18 protein-coding genes are annotated in these 21,041 nt (G+C 66.1%); 8 read left to right on the plus strand and 10 right to left on the minus strand.

The genetic code is table 11. The annotated features are described in order from the left end of the window. Nucleotides 1–534 carry a nuclear transport factor 2 family protein gene (locus tag ACLMAJ_RS02325; protein ID WP_412011754.1) on the minus strand — a complete coding sequence of 178 codons (534 nt, stop codon included), beginning with the start codon at nucleotides 532–534 and terminating at the stop codon, nucleotides 1–3. A gap of 105 nt (nucleotides 535–639) precedes the next feature. Continuing rightward, entirely contained in the window at nucleotides 640–1,518 is an 879-nt protein-coding gene (locus tag ACLMAJ_RS02330; RefSeq protein WP_412011755.1) for an Abi-alpha family protein, read from the minus strand. 366 nt (nucleotides 1,519–1,884) lie between these two features. On the opposite strand from ACLMAJ_RS02330, the gene ACLMAJ_RS02335 reads away from it, so the two are divergent. Then, a complete protein-coding gene (locus tag ACLMAJ_RS02335) occupies nucleotides 1,885–3,201 on the plus strand; it encodes a hypothetical protein (RefSeq protein ID WP_412011756.1) in 1,317 nt (438 codons plus the stop codon). Next, a complete protein-coding gene (locus ACLMAJ_RS02340; RefSeq protein ID WP_412011757.1) occupies nucleotides 3,192–4,094 on the plus strand; it encodes an Abi-alpha family protein in 903 nt (300 codons plus the stop codon). Before ACLMAJ_RS02335 ends, ACLMAJ_RS02340 begins: the two co-directional genes overlap by 10 nt. A gap of 28 nt (nucleotides 4,095–4,122) precedes the next feature. On the opposite strand, the gene ACLMAJ_RS02345 is transcribed toward ACLMAJ_RS02340, so the two are convergent. Beyond that, a complete protein-coding gene (locus ACLMAJ_RS02345) occupies nucleotides 4,123–5,913 on the minus strand; it encodes an ABC-F family ATP-binding cassette domain-containing protein (RefSeq protein WP_412011758.1) in 1,791 nt (596 codons plus the stop codon). 500 nt (nucleotides 5,914–6,413) lie between these two features. Here ACLMAJ_RS02345 and ACLMAJ_RS02350 point away from each other — a divergent pair, with 500 nt between their 5' ends. After that, nucleotides 6,414–7,262: an LLM class flavin-dependent oxidoreductase gene (locus tag ACLMAJ_RS02350; RefSeq protein WP_412011759.1), complete on the plus strand. Its 849-nt coding sequence runs from the start codon at nucleotides 6,414–6,416 to the stop codon at nucleotides 7,260–7,262. Here the strand turns inward: ACLMAJ_RS02350 and ACLMAJ_RS02355 are convergent, their stop codons facing one another. Continuing rightward, nucleotides 7,263–8,198 carry a 4-(cytidine 5'-diphospho)-2-C-methyl-D-erythritol kinase gene (locus ACLMAJ_RS02355; protein WP_412011760.1) on the minus strand — a complete coding sequence of 312 codons (936 nt, stop codon included), beginning with the start codon at nucleotides 8,196–8,198 and terminating at the stop codon, nucleotides 7,263–7,265. Between the two features lie 321 nt (nucleotides 8,199–8,519). Here ACLMAJ_RS02355 and ACLMAJ_RS02360 point away from each other — a divergent pair, with 321 nt between their 5' ends. The 3 genes from ACLMAJ_RS02360 to ACLMAJ_RS02370 are packed head-to-tail and all read left to right on the plus strand — an operon-like array spanning nucleotide 8,520 to nucleotide 11,886. Then, nucleotides 8,520–8,726 carry a heavy-metal-associated domain-containing protein gene (locus ACLMAJ_RS02360; RefSeq protein ID WP_412011761.1) on the plus strand — a complete coding sequence of 69 codons (207 nt, stop codon included), beginning with the start codon at nucleotides 8,520–8,522 and terminating at the stop codon, nucleotides 8,724–8,726. Further along, nucleotides 8,726–9,643, plus strand: a complete 918-nt coding sequence (locus ACLMAJ_RS02365) for a hypothetical protein (RefSeq protein WP_412011762.1) — start codon at nucleotides 8,726–8,728, stop codon at nucleotides 9,641–9,643. The genes ACLMAJ_RS02360 and ACLMAJ_RS02365 overlap by 1 nt, the downstream gene beginning before the upstream one ends. Further along, nucleotides 9,643–11,886 (plus strand): heavy metal translocating P-type ATPase, encoded by a 2,244-nt coding sequence (locus ACLMAJ_RS02370; protein WP_412011763.1) that lies wholly within the window; start codon nucleotides 9,643–9,645, stop codon nucleotides 11,884–11,886. The genes ACLMAJ_RS02365 and ACLMAJ_RS02370 overlap by 1 nt, the downstream gene beginning before the upstream one ends. A 124-nt stretch (nucleotides 11,887–12,010) precedes the next feature. Here the strand turns inward: ACLMAJ_RS02370 and rsmA are convergent, their stop codons facing one another. The 3 genes from rsmA to ACLMAJ_RS02385 all read right to left on the minus strand — a co-directional run bounded on the left by rsmA (nucleotide 12,011) and on the right by ACLMAJ_RS02385 (nucleotide 15,419). Further along, nucleotides 12,011–12,892 carry a 16S rRNA (adenine(1518)-N(6)/adenine(1519)-N(6))-dimethyltransferase RsmA gene (gene rsmA / locus ACLMAJ_RS02375; protein ID WP_412011764.1) on the minus strand — a complete coding sequence of 294 codons (882 nt, stop codon included), beginning with the start codon at nucleotides 12,890–12,892 and terminating at the stop codon, nucleotides 12,011–12,013. Nucleotides 12,893–13,234: 342 nt separating this feature from the next. Then, complete coding sequence (locus tag ACLMAJ_RS02380) at nucleotides 13,235–14,365, minus strand: transglycosylase family protein (RefSeq protein ID WP_412011765.1); 1,131 nt, start codon at nucleotides 14,363–14,365, stop codon at nucleotides 13,235–13,237. A gap of 226 nt (nucleotides 14,366–14,591) precedes the next feature. Continuing rightward, nucleotides 14,592–15,419: a TatD family hydrolase gene (locus ACLMAJ_RS02385; RefSeq protein WP_412011766.1), complete on the minus strand. Its 828-nt coding sequence runs from the start codon at nucleotides 15,417–15,419 to the stop codon at nucleotides 14,592–14,594. A 71-nt stretch (nucleotides 15,420–15,490) separates the two neighbouring features. Here ACLMAJ_RS02385 and metG point away from each other — a divergent pair, with 71 nt between their 5' ends. Beyond that, nucleotides 15,491–17,056 carry a methionine--tRNA ligase gene (gene metG / locus ACLMAJ_RS02390; protein WP_412011767.1) on the plus strand — a complete coding sequence of 522 codons (1,566 nt, stop codon included), beginning with the start codon at nucleotides 15,491–15,493 and terminating at the stop codon, nucleotides 17,054–17,056. 76 nt (nucleotides 17,057–17,132) lie between these two features. On the opposite strand, the gene ACLMAJ_RS02395 is transcribed toward metG, so the two are convergent. Then, nucleotides 17,133–17,885 (minus strand): isocitrate lyase/PEP mutase family protein, encoded by a 753-nt coding sequence (locus ACLMAJ_RS02395; RefSeq protein WP_412011768.1) that lies wholly within the window; start codon nucleotides 17,883–17,885, stop codon nucleotides 17,133–17,135. A gap of 69 nt (nucleotides 17,886–17,954) precedes the next feature. After that, nucleotides 17,955–18,827 carry a 16S rRNA (cytidine(1402)-2'-O)-methyltransferase gene (gene rsmI, locus ACLMAJ_RS02400; RefSeq protein WP_412011769.1) on the minus strand — a complete coding sequence of 291 codons (873 nt, stop codon included), beginning with the start codon at nucleotides 18,825–18,827 and terminating at the stop codon, nucleotides 17,955–17,957. Nucleotides 18,828–19,063: 236 nt separating this feature from the next. Between rsmI and ACLMAJ_RS02405 the strand changes: the two genes are divergently transcribed. Further along, nucleotides 19,064–20,665, plus strand: a complete 1,602-nt coding sequence (locus ACLMAJ_RS02405; RefSeq protein WP_412011770.1) for a dolichyl-phosphate-mannose--protein mannosyltransferase — start codon at nucleotides 19,064–19,066, stop codon at nucleotides 20,663–20,665. A 13-nt stretch (nucleotides 20,666–20,678) separates the two neighbouring features. Here ACLMAJ_RS02405 and ACLMAJ_RS02410 read toward each other — a convergent pair whose 3' ends face one another. Beyond that, nucleotides 20,679–21,038, minus strand: a complete 360-nt coding sequence (locus tag ACLMAJ_RS02410; RefSeq protein WP_412012022.1) for a GntR family transcriptional regulator — start codon at nucleotides 21,036–21,038, stop codon at nucleotides 20,679–20,681. Nucleotides 21,039–21,041: the final 3 nt, after the last annotated feature.

Here is a 21,041-nt window from a genome sequence, read left to right on the forward strand (position 1 = left end):
TCACCCGGCTTCCGGCTCACGCCGCAGCGGCGCGGCGCCGGGGTACCGTTCCACCGACGCGATGCCGTCCTCTTGCGCGATCAGACCCCAGCGGCTGGAGGTCAGGCGCAGGCTCGGCAGGTCGCTCAGTGAGAGGACAACCTCGTAGGTGCGCTCATAGCCGGTGTGTGAAATCCGCCAGTGACCGTCGCGGCAGCGCACGTAACTGTCGTTGTAGAAGGCCGCGCCGCGTAACAACATATTGTGCGCGGGGATGAGCACGGTGTCGGCGAGGTACCAAGTGCCGGTCGCGGTGTCACCGTCGACGTCGATCTCCGGGTGATCGCATCTGTGCTCGGTGATGACGTGCGGACCGAGGGTGTTGCGCATGAAGGCAATGAAGGCGTCGCGCGACTCGAACTGCAGGTATTCGCTGTATGTCGCCGTTGCCTCCGGCACCATGGTGTCGGCGAATTCCTCCCACGACTTGGTGTCGAGGGACCGCAGGTATCGGAATTTCAGCCTGCTGATGGCGGATACCGCATCCTGATCCATACCTCAACAATCCCATTAGAAGCGGCTGTGCTGCGGGAATTGCGTGATTTGTATCAGATTGCTATCACCGTGCCGCCCGATCCCGGCGGCTACTGGTGTGGACGATCAACTTCCGATGGTGAAACAGGTGCGGCAGAAGTCCTCGCCGAACTCTGTCAATCGCAGACTCTTGCGCACGATCTTCGGCGCCCGTCCCGCTTTCTTCAGCGCCGCCTCGACCTCCGGCTGCACTTCCAGCACCATGTATCGGCTCAGTACGACCGGATCGTCCGAGGTCAGAGTCAGCCCGAGCCGGTTGAGGTTGATCTGATAGGTGCGCGACCGATCGGGGTAGCGGACGCCCGCCTGTTCCGGCACCGAGGTCAGATCGCCGGTCACCAACTCCGAACCGATGCCGAGCGGACGATTGGTCCGCACGTCGACCGATGGCTGCGGGCCGTTCAACGCCATGAAGCGCAGGATGCGGGCCTCGTCGGGGGCCAGCTCGTCGAGAATTCGGTCGTAGGCCGGATGCACGTCCTCGGAGAAATAGACATCCGCCGAGCGGGCAAGCAGCGCGTCGCCGCGGCGGCGAAGCTCATCGATGGAGGCCGAATGCAGCGGCGCGCCGAGGCCGATCGCCTGCTGCGCCGCCGGTCCATTGGAAGTCGGCACATAGCTGACGATCTCGCGCACCGAGCCCTCGGTGACACCGAGCGCGCTGCGCGCGATCGATCGCAGCGCGTTGCCGGTGCGCTCGGCGATATCGGCCGAGGATTCGCCTTCCAGCGCGGCCTGCGTGATCTCCTTGGTCACCTCATAGGAGGTGTTCACCGCCCATTGACTGCCGCGCACCACGGAGTTCGCGGCCAGCCCCGCTGCCCGGAACACACCTCGGATCAGCCGTGCCTCATTGCTGATCTGCCGCTGTTCGACATCCGAGCTGCGCTCGACCGTGCGGGAACCGGCCCGGGCCACGTCCTGTCCGGTCCTGTCTTCTGCCACGTCCTACTCCGATGTATCGCCTAGTGAACGGATACGTCCACAGAAGATTATTGCCCGACAGCCTTCCAGGTATGTCCAACTCGGCCGCGTGGCCACCGTTCACCGCTGACCCCGCCGACAGCCGTAACCCCAGCACCCGATACCTGTCGCGGGTGGGATGTGTTGGTCGTCATTGTCTCCGCTCGAGATGGACAGTACGACATTCTGGACACACACTGTGACTGATGTCTCAGACACTCGAGCGTGCCCCGACGCACTCGAGGTTGGTCGCATTCCGCGGCTCACAGTAGGGTCCAGTCGCCGACAGGGTGCTACTTTGAGTTCCCGGTGAAGCGGCGATCATCGGCATATCGGCAGGAGAGTGTCGTGTTAGAGAGTGTGTTCCACCCGTCCATTGTGTTGGAACTGATTACGATTCCGCTCTTCACCGGCATCATCGGCTACATCACCAACTGGACCGGCGTTCTCATGCTGTTCCGTCCCATCGCATTCCACGGCATCCGATGGCCCGGGCTGCGTGCGGTATACCCATACCTGCCCAAGCGAATTCAAGTTCTTCCGCTGCTGAGCTACGACGGCAGAATCGGCTGGCAGGGCATCGTCCCCTCCCGCGCGGACAAGATGGCGAGCATTGCCGTCGACAAAGGTCTCGCGAAACTCGGCAGCATTGCCGACTTCTATCGGGAGATCGAACCCGACGCCCTCGCCGAACATTTGACGAATATCGCGGAAACGCAAATCCATGACATCGTCGAGGAAATTTTGCGTCGCGAGCATCCCCAGTTCTGGTACAACCTGCCGACCCAGGTGCGCGACATGGTGCATGACCGGGTCCGGCAGCAACTGCCGGAAATTCTGCGCGAATTGACCCAGGAACTCGGCGCGAACATCGATCAGCTGCTCGATGTGAAACAGATGGTCATCCGGTACTTCCAGGCCCGACCACAGCTGCTCAATCAGCTGTTCCAGGTGCTCGGTGCGAAAGAGCTGCGGTTCATGATCAACTTCGGCTTCTACTTCGGTGCGCCGATGGGCGCGGTGCTCGTCTTGATCCTGCACACGACGGGGTGGTCCTCGCTCGCGGTCCTGCCGATCGGCGGCATCGTCATCGGCTGGGTGGTCAACTGGGTCGGCATCAATATGATCTTCGCGCCCGCATACCCCAAGTGGTGGTGCCCGTGGCGGCAGGGCCTGCTGATCAAGCGACAGTCCGAAATCACGGCGGGCTATGCCGAATTGGTCTCCAGCCAGGTCATGACCGTCGCCAATATCGGCGACGAACTACTCAACGGCCCGCGCTCGGACCGCACGATGCAGATGCTCGAGGACACCCTGCGCCCAGCCGCCGACCGTGCGCTCGGACCGGCCAGGTCCGCGGTCAAGTTCGTGCTCGGCAGCCGTGAGTACGACGCGTTGCAGACGACGCTCACCGCGGAGGCCATGAACATCGCTCCGATCGCGTTCGCCGATCCGGAGTTCAACGTCCGGCAGGGCAAGCAGATCAACGAGTACATCGCCAAGCAAATGTCCGCTCTGTCACCTACTGACCTGGTCGACATGCTTCGATCGGCGATCAAACAGGATGAATGGCTGCTTTTCCTCCATGGCGGTGTGCTCGGGCTCTTTGCCGGATACGCTCATATCCTGATCTTCGGGACAGGAGTGGCAACAACATGGTGGTGACGGGACCCGGCAGCGACGCCGACGATATGCAGGCCGTCGAGCCTCCCGAGCAGCAAGGACCGTCGAGAGAGATCGCACGGCGGCCCGTCACCGAAATCCAGTTTGCCGATGAATCGCCGACGCGTGGAAAACAATCCGGGTCGATGCTCGAGACCGTGCGCGCGGCGACCGGAGTTGCGCGGGTCGCGGTGACCGCCGCTTCCGAGGTCGCTGCGTGGACCTTCGACACCGCGCTCGGCGTCGGCGCGACGGTCGTGCGCGGCAGCGTCGCCGGTGCGCCACCGCGCGAGGTGCTCGCCGAGGCCGAGGCCGAAGTACGCGATGCGGTGCGCAGAGCGCTGCGCCTGCCCGCCACCCCGGAACCGCCCGATCCCGCCGCGCTGCCGACGCTGCGCGAGCAGGGCGCGGCGCTGCTGCGGTTGTCGGCGAGCACACATGGCGAACATCAGGAAACCCACCCGGCCTTCGCACGCATGCTCGCGGAACTCACCCCCGATGAGGCACGCATCCTGCGCTTCCTGCACCTCGACGGTCCACAGCCGTCGATCGACATTCGCACCGGACGCCCGCGTGGGCTCGGCGCCGAACGAATCATGTCCGGCCTCAACCTGATCGGTGAGCACGCCGGACTGCGCTTCCCGAACCGCATCCAGCAGTACCTGCCCAACCTGCGCAGGCTGGGACTGATCGAATTCGTCAAGGAACCGGTCGGCAACCCGAACCGCTACCAACTGCTCGAAGCGCAATCCCCGGTCCGCGAGGTGCTCAAGCGGTCCGGATTCGGCACGAAGGTGCACTACCGCAGCATCGCACTGACCGGTTTCGGCGCCGACTTCGTACAGACCTGCCTACCCGTGGCGGTCCAGGACGGCCGCACCGCCGGTACCAGCTAGGCCGCGCGGATGGTGTTTCCCGGGTAGGTCAGGCGTCGGTGGCCAGTTCCATCCAGCGTTCTTCTGCGGCTTCCTTTTCGGTGACTACCTGCTTGAGTTCCGCGCCCAGGGTGACGAGCTTGTCGGGGTCGGTCGCGGCCTCGGCCAGCGCGGTGTGCAGGCGCTGCTCGCGTTGGTCGAACTTCTCGATTGCCCGTTCCAGCTTCGAGAGTTCCTTGCGGGCGGCACGCTGGGTCGCGGCGTCGGTCACCGGTGCGGGCTTGCCGTCGGAGCCACCCGTTCGAAGCAGGACGTCACCTTGTGCGGCACGCTTTTTCAGGTACTCATCGATACCGCCGGGCAGGTTGGTGAGCTTGCCGTCGCCGAAGAGCGCCCATGTCGAATCACAGATGCGTTCGATGAGGTAGCGGTCGTGGCTGATGACGACCAGGGTGCCGGCCCAGTTGTCGAGCAGGTCCTCGAGCTGTTGCAGGGTGTCGATGTCCAGGTCGTTGGTGGGCTCGTCGAGCAACAGCACGTTCGGCTCGGCCATAAGGATGCGCGTGAGCTGCAACCTGCGTCGCTCACCACCGGACAGATCGCCGACCGGGGTGCGCTGGCGGGCCGGGGTGAAGCCGAGCCTCTCGGCGAGCTGACCCGCGGAGATCTCCCTGTCACCGAGCATGATTCGCTGCGCGACCTGCTGTACCGCTTCCAGCACTCGCATATCGGTCGGCAGGTCGTCGAGTTCCTGACGCAGCCAACCGATCTGCACCGTCTGGCCTTGAATGCGCTTGCCCACAGCGGGTTCCGCGTCGCCTGCCAGCGTGCGAAGCAGGGTCGTCTTGCCGGAGCCGTTCACGCCGACGAGGCCGACCCGCTCCCCGGGCGCGAGACGCCAGGTCAAGTCGCGCACCAACTCCCGGCCGTCCGGGGTGGTAAGGGTGGTGTCCTCCAGCTCGATGACGACCCGTCCCAGGCGCTTTCGGGCGAACGCGGCCAGCGAGACACTGTCGCGCGGCGCGGGCACATCGGCGATCAGCGCCTCGGCCGCTTCCACCCGGTAGCGCGGCTTCGAGGTGCGGGCCTTCGCGCCGCGCCGCAGCCAGGCCAGTTCCTTGCGGGCCAGGTTGCTGCGCCGCGCCTCGGAGGCGTCGGACTGCCGCGCGCGCTCGGCGCGAGCGAAGATCCAGTCGCCGTAACCGCCCTCGTAGTTTTCGACCTTGCCGCCGACGACCTCCCAGGTATTGGTGGCCACGGTGTCGAGGAACCAGCGATCGTGAGTCACGACCACCAGCGCGCTGCGACGGTTGAGCAGATGCTGGGCCAGCCACTGCACACCCTCGACGTCGAGGTGGTTGGTCGGCTCGTCGAGCACGAGCAGGTCGAGATCGCGGACCAGCGCGGCGGCCAAGGCGACTCGCCGGCGCTCGCCGCCGGACAGGTTGTCGATCGAGGTCTCCAGGCCGAGCCCGGCAATCCCGATGCCCTCCATCACCGTGCGGATGCGTGAATCGGCGGCCCATTCGTGTTCGGCCACATCCTCCGTCATCGCGTCATCGGCGAGTCCGGCAAGTACGACGGACCCCACGGTCGCACCGACGGGCAGCACGCCGCGCTGGGTCACGACCGCGAGGCGCAGACCGCCGACCCGGCTCACCCGGCCGCTGTCGGGCGGCTCGAGGCCGGTCAGCACCTCCAACAGGGTGGTCTTGCCGCCGCCGTTGAGGCCGACGACACCGATCCGCTCGCCAGCGTGGATGCCGAGCGAGACGGCGTCCAGGAGTGGGGTGATCCCGAAGCTCTTGGAGACCTGTTCGAGGTTGATCAGGTTGGACATGGATCCTTCCGAGTAATGCGCGGGCAAGGGGTTGTCGCCCTTGACAAGCGTACTGTTCCCGCTCCTGGCCATCTCATGCCGTACAAGTGGGCACCCGCAGCGGTAGGTTCTGCTCACGCGACATCGTCCTTGATCCGAACAGGACAATCGCCCGATCCCGCTGGGCGGCCGCCGATGTGACGCCCCGAGCACCGCTCGACCTGCGGATCGGGCGCTGCACCGAAGACTTGCGGAACGAACGTCGTTCGTCTACAGTCATTTCAACGAACAACGTTCGTTACGAACAACGTTAGCGACTGCTTGCAGGTCGCTCGAAAGAGTCAGCTAGCGACTGCTTGCAGGTCGCTCGAAAGAGTCAGCTAGCGACTGCTTGCAGGTCGCTCGAAACAACACCGTCAGTCCGAATGGCGCTCTCGAAGTACAGCCGCAGAATGGGAGCCCACCTCATCCCGAGGTGCGAGGGGCGGCACGGTTCAACTACCCGTACCTGGAGGTTTCTCATGCACATCGGTCTCGGTCTGCCCATCGCCGACCCCGCCGCCCTGCTCGACTGGGCGCGCCGCGCCGATGCCGGCCCCTTCTCCACCCTCGGCCTGCTCGACCGGCTCGTCTACGACAACCCCGAACCGCTGATCGCACTCGGCATGCTCGCCGGTGCGACCCAGCGCATCAAAGTGCAGACCGAGGTGCTGATCGCCCCGTTGCGCGAACCGACGCTGCTCGCCAAGCAGGCCGCCACTCTCGACCGGATGTCCGGCGGCCGCTTCGTCCTCGGCCTCGGCGTCGGCGGCCGCGAGGACGACCACATCGCCTCCGGCACCGACCTGCGCACCCGCGGCCGTCGCCTCGACGAGCAGATGGAGATCATGCGCCGTCTGTGGTCCGGTCAGGACTACAGCACCGACTGCGGCCCCGTCGGCCCCGCTCCGCTGCGCCCCGAAGGCCCCGAGGTGCTCTTCGGCGGCTTCCAGCCCGCCGCCATCGACCGTGTCGGCCGCTGGGGTGGCGGCTTCCTCGCCGCCGCCGCGCCGTCATGGGCCGGTGGCCTGTTCGACACCGCCCGCCGCTCGTGGACCGAGCACGGACGCGAGGGTGCGCCCCGCATCGTCGCCCAGGTCAATGTCGCGCTCGGCGCGCCCGACCTGGTCGAACAAGCCCGCGCCTCTATGGGCGCCTACTACGAATTCAGCGGCCGCGCCGACTACATGGTCGCGGGCATGCTCACCACGCCCGATGAAATCCGTACCGCCATCAAACAATTCGACGATCTCGGCGCCGATGAGGTGATGCTCTACTGCTACGGCCGCGATGCCGACCAGGTAGACCGCCTCGCCGAGGTCATCGGCTGATCAACGCTTGCCCTGGTCCTCGCCGCTCGAGATACGAGCGCCGGGGACCGGGCCGGTCGCGGTGCGAACACTGCGGCACACACCCGCTCCCGCGAGTTCGGCGGCGACCGCGATGGCGGACTCCGCGCTCTCGCACAGGAAAGCACAGGTGGGGCCGGAACCGGAGACCAGACCGGCGAGCGCGCCCGCGGTGACGCCCGCGCGCAGGGTGCGGCGCAGTTCCGGCTTCAGCGAGAGGGCCGCGGCTTGCATATCGTTACCCAGCAGCGGCGCAAGCTGTTTCGGGTCGCCGGAAGCCAATGCCTGCATCAACTCTTGCGGCTCACCGAGACGTGGCGGGGTACCGTTCTCCCGCAGGTGATCGAGTTCGCCGAATACCGCGGGGGTGGACAGCCCGCCTTTGGCGAGCGCGAGCACCCAGTAAAAGATATTGCGGGACAACACCGGAAGCAGTCGCTCACCGCGGCCGGTGCCGAGTGCGGTACCACCGTGCAGCGCGAAAGGGACATCACTGCCCAGTTCCGCTGCCACCGATGACAATTCGTCGCGACTGAGGCCGAGATCCCACAGTTCGTTCAGCCCGACCAGCGCGGCGGCGGCGTCCGCGCTGCCGCCCGCCATCCCGCCCGCCACCGGAATACCTTTGTTAATGGCGATTTCGACCAGCGGCGCCCGGCCCGCCAGATGCGCGAGCCTTACGGCGGCCTTCCACACCAGGTTGGTGCGGTCGGTCGGCACCTCCGCCGCACCCTCGCCCGCGACCCGCACCATCAACGAGGCCGAAGGCGAGATCTCTAGATCGTCGCTCAGCGATAGTGCTTGGAACACCGTGGTCAGATCGTGATAGCCGTCCGCACGCAAGTCACCGACGCCGAGATGGAGATTCACCTTGGACGGGGCTCGCACGATGACTGGGCTCGGAACAACTGACAACACGGTGGTCAAGCCTAACCGGTGGCTACGACAGGTGCGCGGCCCGAGATTAGTCATTCACCTGATGTGATTCATTCGGCAACCCTCGCCCGCTACGTCGGCACGGTCACGCAGGGCATGTCCAGGTCGCGTGGATCGAATTACGGTGTGCACCGGCGTGCGGCAGCCGCCGCGGGAACTACGAGCACGGCGGAAGCGACTACTCGAGGAACGATCGGTGCGGCCGATCAACTCACACTTGCGTGTAATACCCATGGGGGGTATCTTCATTTCTGTCGGGATACCCCGGGCCCGTATGATGAACCACGAGCGAAGGAGTCGGACATGGCCACCACCACTTACACCGTTACGGGGATGACCTGCGCACATTGCGTCAGCTCGGTCCGCGAGGAGATCGGTAAGATCGACGGCGTGACCAGCGTTGATGTGGATCTCGCCAGCGGCGCGGTCCGGGTGGACAGCACCGCGCCTGTCGCGGATGCCGATATCGTCGCGGCGGTGGACGAGGCGGGCTACGAGGTCGCCGCCTGATGCAGGACCGGCTGAAGTTCGCCGCGGTCGGTGGCGGACTCGTCGCGTTGTTCGGCGTCGCGCTCGGCATCGGCGCCCTCGTGGGCGCCCCTGCCGCGCAGGCGCCGGACCACGGCGCGATAACGCGGCCCGGTCAGGACACGGCGTCCGGGCTTACGGACTCGCAGGCCGGTTACACCATGAACGCGTTGACCGCTCCCGCGGACCCGAACCAAGCCGGTTCGCTGCAATTCCGGATCACCGGGCCCGACGGGGCTCCGGTGACCCGCTTCACCACCCGACACGATAGAGACCTGCATCTGATCGTCGTCCGATCCGACGCCACCGAGTATCGGCACGTGCATCCGACCATGGACAGTTCGGGCACCTGGTCGACCGATTGGCGCTGGGCGGCTCCGGGTACCTATCGCGTATTCGCGGATTTCGTACCGGAAACCAACGGCGCCGAGCCCGGTGATCTGGCGCTCAGCCGTACGGTCACCGTCTCGGGAACTGCCGTGCCACAACCACTCCCGCCACCGGCACGGAGCGTGAAGGTCGACGGATACCAGGTGACATCGGTGGGCGATCTCGACACCGAGGGCGGCGAACTGCGGTTCACCATTTCACGCGACGGCGTTCCGGTGTCCGATCTGCAGCCGTATCTCGGCACCTACGCACACCTGGTCGCGTTGCGCGCCGCCGACCTTGCCTACCTGCACGTACACCCGCAGGGCGAAGTCGGCCGCAGCCCAGCCGGTCCCGACGTGTCCTTCCATGCGCAAGCCCCGAGCTCGGGCGCTTATCGGTTGTACCTGGACTTCTCGCACGGCGGCACTGTTCACACGGCGGAGTTCACCGCCGAGGCATGGGCGACCGAGTCATCCACAGCTCCATCCACATCCGGCGGGCACTCGCACTCGGGCGGCGGTCGCTAATGGCCGCACCCGCCGATCAGCGCTCGATCGAGCTGGAGATCAGCGGGATGACCTGCGCGTCCTGCGCCGCGCGCATCGAGAAGCGGCTCGGCAGGATCGAGGGCGTCACGGCCACCGTCAATTTCGCGACGGAGAAGGCAAAAGTCCGGTATCCACAATCCGTCTCGCCGGAGCAGCTGGTCGAACAGGTGCACGCCGCGGGGTATACCGCGCAGGTACCCGCACCGCCAGCAGCAGAAACCGACCGGTCCGATGATAGGGCGACCGCACTCGATCGACTTCGACAACGACTGCTGATCAGTACCTGCCTCGCGCTGCCGGTGATCGCGATGGCGATGATCCCCGCGCTGCAGTTCGAGAACTGGCAATGGCTTTCGCTGGCGCTCGCTGGTCCCGTGGTGTTCTGGGGCGGCGCCGATTTCCATCGGGCCGCGCTGGGTAATGCCCGACACGGCGCCGCGACCATGGACACGTTGATCTCGGTCGGAACTCTCGCCGCCTTCGGCTGGTCGGTGTACGCGCTGTTCTTCGGTGACGCCGGAATGCCCGGCATGAAGCACGCATTCAGCCTCACCATCGAGCGGGCCGACGCGGCGTCGAATGTGTACTTCGAGGTTGCCGCCGGGGTGATCGTCTTTATCCTGGCCGGGCGATATTTGGAGACCCGCGCCAAGGATCGGGCGGGAGCCGCGCTGCGAGCGTTGCTCGAGCTCGGGGCCAAGGACGTTTCCGTGCTGCGCGACGGTGTCGATATCCGGGTGCCGATCGCCGAATTGCGGGTCGGTGAACTGTTTCTCGTTCGTCCGGGCGAGAAGGTCGCCACCGACGGTGTCGTGATCGAGGGCAGTTCGGCTCTCGACCTGAGCATGCTGACCGGAGAATCACAGCCCGTCGACGTCGGCCAAGGAGATGGCGTGGTCGGCGCGACGGTGAACGCGGGCGGCGTGCTGACCGTGCGCGCCACCAGAATTGGCGCCGACACCCAACTCGCGCACATCGTCGCGCTGGTCGAGGAGGCACAGAACAGCAAAGCGCCAGTGCAACGGCTCGCCGACCGAGTCGCAGGAATATTCGTCCCCATTGTCTTCGTCATCTCAGCGCTGACACTCGCATTTTGGCTGTTCACCGGATCGTCGACGGCGGTGGCGTGCGGAGCGGCGGTAGCGGTGCTGATCATCGCCTGCCCCTGCGCACTCGGACTGGCCACCCCCACCGCACTGCTCGTCGGCACCGGCCGCGGCGCTCAACTCGGCATCTTGATCAAGGGCCCGCAGGTACTGGAATCGACACGCCGGATCGACACAGTCGTACTCGACAAAACCGGCACGGTAACCACCGGCCGAATGACGCTGACGGAGATCATCACGACGAGCGGCACGGAAGCAGCGGACATGACCGACGAGCTGCTCGCTATCGCCGCGGCAGTGGAGCACGGGTCCGAGCACCCAGTGGCGCAGGCTGTGGTCGCCGCTGCGATCGAACGCGGGCTGACGATGCTGCCCGTGCGGCAGTTCATCAGCCATGGCGGCAAGGGCGTGGAGGGGCTTGTCGACGGGCGTGCGGTGGTGGTCGGTCGTGGTGGGTTGCTCCAAGAGCGGTCGATCGCGTTGCCCGCAACCCTTACCGAAGCCAAGGCGGCGGCCGAGCGTGCGGGTAATACCGCGATCGCGGTTGCCTGGGATGGCACCGCGCGCGGTGTGCTCGTCATCGCCGACGCGATCAAACCGACCAGCGCCGAGGCCATTAGCGAACTTCGCCGCCTCGGGCTGAACCCCATACTGCTTACCGGTGACAATGCCGCCGTCGCGCGCACCGTCGCCGATCGCGTCGGCATCGACGAGGTGATCGCCGGAGTACTGCCGAACGACAAGCTGGAAGCCATACGGCGACTACAGAATTCGGGCAAGATCGTGGCGATGGTCGGTGACGGCGTCAACGACGCCGCCGCCATCGCCGCGGCCGACCTCGGCTTGGCCATGGGTACCGGTACCGACGTCGCGATCGAAGCCGGGGATATCACCGTCGTCCGCGGCGACCTGCGCGCCGTCGGCGCGGCGATCCGCCTATCCCGCGCCACCCTGCGCATCATCGAGGGAAATCTGTTCTGGGCCTTCGGATACAACGTCGCCGCGATCCCGCTCGCAGCGGCCGGGCTCCTCAACCCCATGCTCGCTGGCGCCGCGATGGCCCTGTCCAGCGTTTTTGTCGTCAGCAACAGCCTGCGCCTTCGCACTTTCGGCTGACGCCGGATTCCGCGACCGAACAACGCATGTAGCTAGTCGGCTCACCCGTGCCGAAGCGATGACCGACGATTCCGCGTCATCTCGATCAAACGCCGATGTATCCGATGTATCCGTCGTAGGCGGGCTATGCCTGATCAGCGAGGCGGACGAACGCTGCGGTGTCCAGGGTTTCGCCACGCGCGGTGGGGTCGATGCCCGCGGCGACGAGGCGGCGTTCGGCCTCGGCGGGGGAACCGGCCCAACCGGCCAGAGCCGCGCGAAGTGTCTTGCGGCGCTGCGCGAATGCCGCATCGATCACTGTGAAGACGCGGCGGCGGTGGGGTTCGTCCATCGGCCATCGCGGTTGGCTGTAGCGCTCGACTCGCACCAGACCCGAATCGACGCGCGGCACCGGCCAGAAGACCTGGGTGCCGACCGCGCCCGCTCGGCGCACGGTGCCGAAGAAGCCCGCCTTGACGCTCGGCACACCGTAGGTGCGGTTACCGGGCTCGGCCGCGAGCCGGTCGGCCACCTCGGCCTGCACCATCACCAATGAGGTTGTGATGCTCGGCAATTCGGCAAGCAGGTGCAGCAGTACGGGCACGGCCACGTTGTACGGCAGATTCGCGACGAGCGCGGTCGGAGCCGCGGGCAGGTCCTTCGCGGCCACCCGCAGCGCATCGGCCACGACGACCTGCAGGTTTCCGGCCAACTCCGGTGCCCGATCGGTGATGGTCACCGGCAGATGCTCGGCGAGAACCGGATCGATCTCGACCGCGACCACCGAATCCACTACATCGAGCAGCGCCAGCGTCAGCGAACCGAGTCCTGGCCCGACCTCGAGCACCGTGTCCTTGCGCCCGACACCCGCCGCCGCGACAATGCGCCGCACGGTGTTCCCGTCGTGCACGAAGTTCTGTCCGAGCTGCTTGGTCGGCCGCACACCGAGCCGCTCTGCGAGCGCCCGCACCTCGGCGGGGCCGAGCAACGCAGCGCTGCCACGAGCGGAAATATCAGGTTCGGACACCTGAAGAACCTACCAACTCCCGAGTTGACACAACCTCCTGCCTCGACCGAACCGACCTCATAACGCGGGGCTGCGCGCCGAGCGGCCTACGGCACAGAAAACGCGCGTAGCCCCGAGCAGAGCGGGTGCTCTCGTCGAGTAGTTGCAGCAGCGCTTTTCGTGCCCCCGGCTACGTTCCCCATCCGGACGCGCGAACTCATGCTCATCCAGATCCCAGGTCTGGCCGCGCCTGTTCAGCGATCTCGTCGATGCTGGTGTCTTTCAGGAAATTCCCGAGAGAGTGGTCAGTTCTCGATGGCCACCCGGCCGCACACAGGGCCTGAACGCAAACCCCGAAAAAGCCTAGCCTCCGATGCCGAGGCGGCTGGTGCAAGCGGGCCACGCACCCCAGCCCTGGCGGGCGCGAGTCACTTCGGCGATCGCGATCTGCTCTTCGCGGGTGGCCATGTCGGCGCGGGGCGCGTACTTCGTGCCGCCCTGTCGCTCCCAGGTGCTCTGGTCGAACTGGATGCCGCCGAAGTAACCGTTGCCGGTGTTGATCGCCCAGTTACCGGTCGATTCGCAGCGAGCCAAGGCGTCCCAGATCGAGCCGTCACGCACCGGAGGCACCTCGGTGCCGGGCTTCGCGCCCTTGCGAACCGTCTTGGGCTGCGCGGTCACCGTGACATTCGAGGAGATCGGCTGCCTGCTCTCCTCCTGGCCGTTGACCATCATGACCGCGAAGGTGACGTCCTGGACGCCGGGTGCGCCCGGCGTCTCGACGACGGTGCGGCTCATGTTCATCGTCGGATCCGAGATCACGGTCTCCGGCGGATCCAGCGGAACTGTCTCCGTACGGTTTTCGATCCGCTTGCGAGTCACCACGACCTTCAGGCCGTCAGTGAGCGCGGTGGTCGCGGCCGGCTCGACACTGTCCTGCTGAACCAGCGGAATTCCAGCGGCAGTGAGGAATTCGCCGACCGTCGGCGCGGCGAGGCGGACGTCGACGGGCTGGCCGAAGCCGTCGAGCAACGACACCGAGCGCGGGCTGAACACGTTCAGCGCGGCACCCTCCAGCGGTAGCTTCTCGGTGCGCGCCGGGGAAACGAACGTGTCGGCGGGCAGGCTCAGCTGGTCGAGGACATCACCGGCGGTCAATCCGGTGGACCACACCTTCTGCGGCTTGCCATCGATCGACAGCGCGATTTCCCGTGCCCGGTTCAACATGATCGTGGCGCCATCGGCAACGGACGAGGCCAGTGCGGGCCGGACGAGGTCACGGTCGTCGACATCGAATCCCGCGGCCTTCAGCACGCCGTTGACATCGCGCGACATGGTGGTTTGCGTCAGCTTCTCGCCGTCGACGACCACTGTCACCGTTTTGCGGTTCACTATCGCCATCGCGGCGCCGATGATCAGCGTCACGAGCAGCGCCGCTACTGCCGCGTACAGCATCGGCGAGCGAGAGTCGTTGATCCTCGAGAATGGGGACATGATCACAGTACGATAACGAAGGGGTCAGTGGTCGACAACCGTAACTCTCAGTGCGGGAGGTTTCGATATCACGGATTGATATCGACGTCGCAGGTAGATCACAAAACGGGACAAGCATAGTGACCTAGAACACACCACTGTTTGCCAGGGGCCTTAACGGGCAGCCGCGCGCGGCATTCCGCCGCGATGCCGATCGAACGCCGAAGACCCGATTCGGGCCGAGCACTCAGATCCCGTAGATACGCCGAGCGTTGGCGGTGGTGATCTTCGCGAACTTTCCCGGATCCTGTCCGCGCACCTCGGCCAGCGCACGCACCGTGTAGGGCAGGCAATACGGCTCGTTGGGCGCGCCACGGAACGGATGCGGAGTCAAATACGGCGCGTCGGTCTCCACCAGAATCTGATCGTCGGGCACTACCTTGGCGGCCTCGCGCAATTCATGCGCGTTCTTGAAGCTCACCGTTCCCGAGAAGCTGAGGACGTATCCCTCGGCCACACACGCCAGCGCCATATTGGTGTCCGAGGAGAAGCAATGGAAGATCACGGTCTCCGGCGCACCCTCATCGAGCAGGACCGTCAGTAGATCGTGGTCGGCTTCCCGATTGTGGATCATCAGCGGCTTGCCCACCCGCTTCGCCAGATCAATGTGCCAGCGGAAGCCTTCGATCTGCGTCTCGATGTCGGCGCACCCGTCGAGCTTGCCCGGCCAGTAGTAATCGAGTCCGGTCTCACCGATCGCGACGACGCGGGGATCGGCGGCCAGTCGCTCCAACTCGGCCTTCGCCGCATCGTCGAGCGCGTTCGCACGCGTCGGGTGCAGCGCGATGGCGGCGTACACCCGCCTATCCCAGTTCGCGGCCCGCACCGCCCACTGCGCGGCGGCCAGATCATCGGCGACGGTGACCACCTGTCCGACACCGACCGATGCCGCGCGGTCCACGATCACGGCCGTCGATTCCGCATCGGTCGCGCCGCAGGCATCCAGGTGAGTGTGCGCATCCACCAGGGGCGCAAGCGGTTCCGGTAGCGCGGGAGCTGGACGCCTGTCGCTCATCGGCGCGCACCGATGAGCTGACGGATATTCGCGTGAGTGTAGGAATCCACGCGCATTAGAGTAGACACACCATGAGTGCAGCCGACCGCCCCGCCTTTTATGTCACAACGGCCATCGCGTACCCGAACGGTGCGCCGCATATCGGGCATGCCTACGAGTACATCTCCGCGGATGCCATTGCCCGGTTCAAGCGGCTCGACGGGTACGACGTGTTCTTCATGACCGGCACCGACGAGCACGGTCAGAAGGTGCAGCAGACCGCGATGACCGAGGGCGTCCCGGTGGAGGAACTCGCGTCGCGCAACTCCGACGTGTTCGAGGCGATGGACAAGTCGCTCGAGATCTCCTTCGACCGGTTCATCCGCACCACCGACGAGGACCATCAGGTCGCAAGCGTCGCGTTGTGGGAGCGGATGCTCGCCACCGGTGATATCTACCTCGGCACCTACTCCGGTTGGTATTCGGTGCGCGACGAGGCGTTCTACACCGACGAAGAGACCACGCTGCTCGAGGACGGCACGCGGATCTCCACCGAGTCGAAGACACCGGTCGAGTGGACCGAGGAGTCGAACTACTTCTTCCGGCTGTCCAACTACCAGGACAAGCTGCTCGCGCTCTACGACGAGCATCCCGAATTCATCGCACCCGCGACCCGGCGCAATGAGATCGTCAGCTACGTCAAGGCCGGTCTGAAGGATCTGTCGATCTCGCGCACCACCTTCGACTGGGGCGTTCCGGTGCCAGGGCATCCCGATCATGTGATGTACGTGTGGGTCGACGCGCTCACCAACTACATCACCGGCGTCGGCTTCCCGGATACGGAATCCCCTGCGTTCCAGAAGTTCTGGCCCGCCGATGTGCACATCATCGGCAAGGACATCTCCCGCTTCCACACCGTGTACTGGCCCGCGTTCCTGATGTCGGCGGGCGTCGAACTGCCGAAACGCGTTTTCGTGCACGGGTTCCTGTACAACAAGGGCGAAAAGATGTCCAAGTCGGTCGGCAATGTCGTCGACCCGCTGGCACTGATCGAGGAATACGGGCTCGACGCGGTTCGCTTCTTCCTGCTGCGCGAAATCTCCTACGGCCAGGACGGCAGCTACAGCCACGAGGCGATCGTCGGCAGGATCAACAGCGACCTGGCCAACGAATTCGGCAACCTGGTGCAGCGCAGCCTGAAAATGGTGGCAAGGGACTGCAAGGGCGCGGTGCCGACCCCTGGTGTGTTCACCGACGACGACCGTGCCCTGCTCGCTCGGGCCAACGGCCTGCTCGAACGCTGCCGCGCCGAATTCGACGCCCAGCAAATGCATTTGGCGCTGGAAGCGATCTGGCTGACCCTCGGCGAGGCCAACAAATACTTCTCCGCTCAGGCACCGTGGACGCTGGCCAAGTCCGGCACCGAAGAAGACCTCGCCCGCGAGGCCACCGTGCTGTACGTGACGCTGGAGGTGCTGCGCATCGTCGCCATCCTGGTGCAGCCGGTGCTGCCGGATTCGGCGAGCAAGATCCTCGATCTGCTCGCACAGCAGAACCGCACTTTCGCCGACATCGCGACACCGATCGAGGCCGGGGTCCCGCTGCCCGCACCGGAGGCGATCTACCCGCGCTATGTGGAGCCGAAAACCACCGCGTAGCAACGAGAGTAAGCAGGGGAGCCCCCGAGCCTTCGAGAGAAGGCCGGGGGCTCTTGCCTATTCGGAGGCGGGCAGCCTACTTCCAGCGGTCGAGTAGCCGGTTCGCCTCGGCGGAGAGCGCGAACTGTAGGAAGGGCCCGAAGCTGATTCGGCCGACGCCCTGGTCGGCGAGGACCGCTTTGTCGGACTTGTCAGGCAATGCGACCACGTTGATCGGGAGCGGCAATTCGCTCGTCAGCCGACGCAGGTCGGCGTCGGCGAACCTGCCCGCGGGGAACAGCACGTCGGCGCCTGCCGCGGCCGCCAGCTCGAGACGAGCGATGGCGCGATCGACGCGATCGGATTCGTCGCCGTCCTCGCGCAGGAACAGGTCGGTACGTGCGTTGACAACCACGTGCACACCCGCGGCGTCGGCGTACTGACGCAGACCGTGCACGAAGGCCGCATGCTCCTCGGCGGCTCGCAACCTGTCGCCCTCACTGTGCACGGTGTCCTCGATATTGAGGCCGATCGCGCCGACCTCCAGCAGACCTTCGATGAGTTGAGCGGGCTCGAGACCGTAGCCGGATTCGATATCGACCGACACCGGGACCTCGACGGCTTCGGTGACCTGACGCACCCTGGTCAGCAGCTCGGCGAAGGTCATCCCCTCGTTGTCACCGCGGCCGACCGACCCTGCGACGGGGTGACTGCCCAGCGTGATGGCCGAAAATCCGGCGGCTACCGCGAGATTCGCCGACCACGCGTCCCACACCGTCGGAAACACGCCGGGATCGCCGGGGCGATGGAGCTCGAGGAATGTCTTGGCTTTGCCTTCCAGAGAGGTCATACATCGATTGTGTCAGCTCAGCGCCCGGCACGGCAGGTCGAATTCGTGGCGTCGAGTGCGCGCCTCGAGTTACTCCTCGTCGTCGCGGCGGGCCGCGAGAACGACGTCGTAGAGTTCGTTGCGCGACGCGCCGTTCGCCGTGGCGACCTGCGCGCAGGCATCCTTGAGGCGAAGGCCCTGCGCGGTCAAGGATTCGACCTCATCGACCAGATCCGTTGGATCTACCGACTTCGGTTGCGCACCCGCGACGACCACGGTGATCTCACCGCGCGCGCCATCGACCGCCCAGGCCGCGACCTCGGCGAGGGTGCCCCGCACTACCTCTTCGTAGGTTTTGGTCAGTTCGCGGCATACCGCGACGCGGCGGTCGGGTCCGAGCACCTCGACCGCGTCGGCAAGGGAGTCGGCCAGCCGGTGCGGCGCTTCGAAGTAGACACACGTGCGTGGCTCGGTGATCAACGTGCGCAGCCACGCTCGGCGCTGACCGGACTTTCGCGGCGCGAAACCGTCGAAGCAGAACCGCTCAACCGGCAGACCCGACAACGCGAGCGCGGTGGTGACCGCGGAGGGGCCGGGCAGACACGTCACCGCGAGCTCGCGCTCGACACACGCCGCGACCAGGCGATAGCCGGGGTCACTTACCGATGGCATACCCGCGTCGGTCACCAGCAGCACAGTCAGCCCGTCCGCGATATTGCCGAGCAGTGCCGGAATCTTCGCGGTCTCCACGTGATCGTCGAACCGAACAACGCGTCCGGTGATCTCCACCCCGAGGGCTTTCGCCAGCGAGCGCGTCCTTCGGGTGTCCTCGGCCGCGACGATGTCGGCGGCCCCGAGCGCGTCGCGCAGTCGCTGCGAGGCGTCGCCGATGTCACCCATCGGCGTCGCCGCGAGCACCAGCCTGCCCGTCGCCTCGACACCCGTCGTCGCCTCGTCCGTCACGGCACTCCTACCTCGACCACATCGCCCCGTCCAGACCAATCGCCCCGGGTAGCAGCGTATCGACCGAGCGCCATCGATCCCGAACACGCCCGCCGAACTCCGGCCGACCCACCGCGAATCGAAATCATCCCGACAAGCGCCGACACCCGGGTCAGTAGTCGCGCGCAGTGTGATTCGCGCGGCGGCACGCTGAGGGATGTGCATCCCTGCGGGGCGCACAGCATACGATCGGATCCGTGACCCAGGTGACCGACAAGCGCGCGACCGCACCGGGGGCCGCGCCCTCTTGGTCGAGCCCCGCGCCGCTGCGGCCGTCGCCCGATTTCGGGCCACTCGACACCCTGCGTGGCTGGATGGTCACCGTGTTCCTGACCGCGATCGCCGCGGTGACACGGTTCACCAATCTGGATTACCCCACCGACGCGCACACTCCGGTCTTCGACGAGAAGCATTACGCCCCGCAGGGCTGGCAGATGCTCACCGGCGGCTGGGTCGAGGACAATCCCGGTTACGGGCTGGTCGTGCATCCGCCGGTGGGTAAACAGCTGATAGCCGTCGGCGAGTGGATCTTCGGCTACAACGGCTGGGGCTGGCGATTCGCCGCCGCGCTCGCGGGCACGGCGCTTGTGCTGCTGGTGATCCGCATCGTGCGGCGAATGGCACGTTCCACGCTGATCGGCGCGATCGCGGGCATCCTGCTGATCGCCGATGGCGTCACCTTCGTGTCCTCGCGCATCGGCATGCTCGATATCTTCATGGCGCTGTTCATCACAGCCGCTTTCGGCTGTCTCATCGTCGACCGCGACGAGGTCAGAGCGCGAATCGCGCGTGCGGACGCCGAGGGCCGCATCGATGCGAGCCCATGGGGCCCGCGACTGGGCGTGCGCTGGTGGCGGTTCGGCGCGGGTGTGATGCTCGGCCTTGCCTGCGGCACCAAATGGTCCGGCATCTACTTCATTGTCGCGTTCGGCCTGCTCAGCGTGTGCTTCGACCTGACGGCGCGGCGGGCGTACGCGGTGCGCCGCCCCTGGGCGGGCACCGCGCTGCGCGATGTCGGACCCGCGCTGTACGCGCTGGTGCTCATCCCGCTCGGCCTCTACCTCGCCTCCTACTGGGCCTGGTTCTCCAGCGAGGACGGCGTCTACCGGTACGCGGTCGGCAATCAGGTCGGGCGCGGTGGGCCGTGGTCATGGCTGCCCGATGCGGTGCGCTCGCTGTGGTTCTACAGCGGGGAGACGCTGCGTTTCCACGATGGCCTGACCAATTCGGCGGGTAACCATCACCCGTGGGAATCCAAGCCGTGGACCTGGCCGATGGGGCTGCGGCCGATGCTCTACTACTACGCCGACAACGGTGTCACCGGCTGCGGCCAGACCCAGTGTGTGAAGGCCGTGATGCTGATCGGCACGCCCGCCATCTGGTGGATCGCCTTCCCGATGCTCGGCTGGGCGCTGTGGCGCACCATCAGCCACAGGGACTGGCGCTACGCCGCGGTGCTCGTCGGGTACGGCGCAGCGCTGCTGCCCTGGTTCTTCACCCTCGATCGGCAGATGTACTACTTCTACGCCGTCGCGCTCGCGCCGTTCCTGGCGATGGGGGTGGCGCTGGTGCTCGGCGACATACTCGGGCCTGCCCGAAGCAGTCCGATCCGCCGCAGCTCACTCGGCACCTTCCTGCCCGCGGCACCCAACGAGCGGCACAGCCTCGGCCTTTTGGCGGTCTGCATCTATCTCGGCCTTGTGATCGCCAACTTCGTCTGGCTCTGGCCGATCCTCACCGCCATGGCGATCACACCGGGCAACTGGCACAACCACCTGTGGCTACCCAGCTGGCGCTGAGCCGCGTCACGACTCAGCTTTCCAGCGCGGATCTCACATAACCCAACGCGGTGTCGTCGTCCAGACCGAGACGGCGGATCGCGCTGACATAGTCGGTCGCCGCCCGATCCGCCGCATCCTTGGTCGGGTCGCCAGTTGAGGCGATGAAAGAGCCTTGCCTGCCCCGGGTTTCGACGACACCGTCGGCCTCTAGTTCGCGGTAGGCACGGGCGACGGTGTTCGGGGCGAGTCCGAGTTCCGCCGCGAGCGCGCGAACCGTCGGGATCTTCGTGCCCGCGGTCAGCTCGCCCGAACGCACCTGCGCGATGACGCCCATGCGCAGCTGCTCGTAGGGCGGGACGGGCGAATCGTGGGCAATCGCGATGCTGAACATGGC

It is taken from the genome of Nocardia arseniciresistens, assembly GCF_046764875.1.
Classification (GTDB): domain Bacteria; phylum Actinomycetota; class Actinomycetes; order Mycobacteriales; family Mycobacteriaceae; genus Nocardia; species Nocardia arseniciresistens.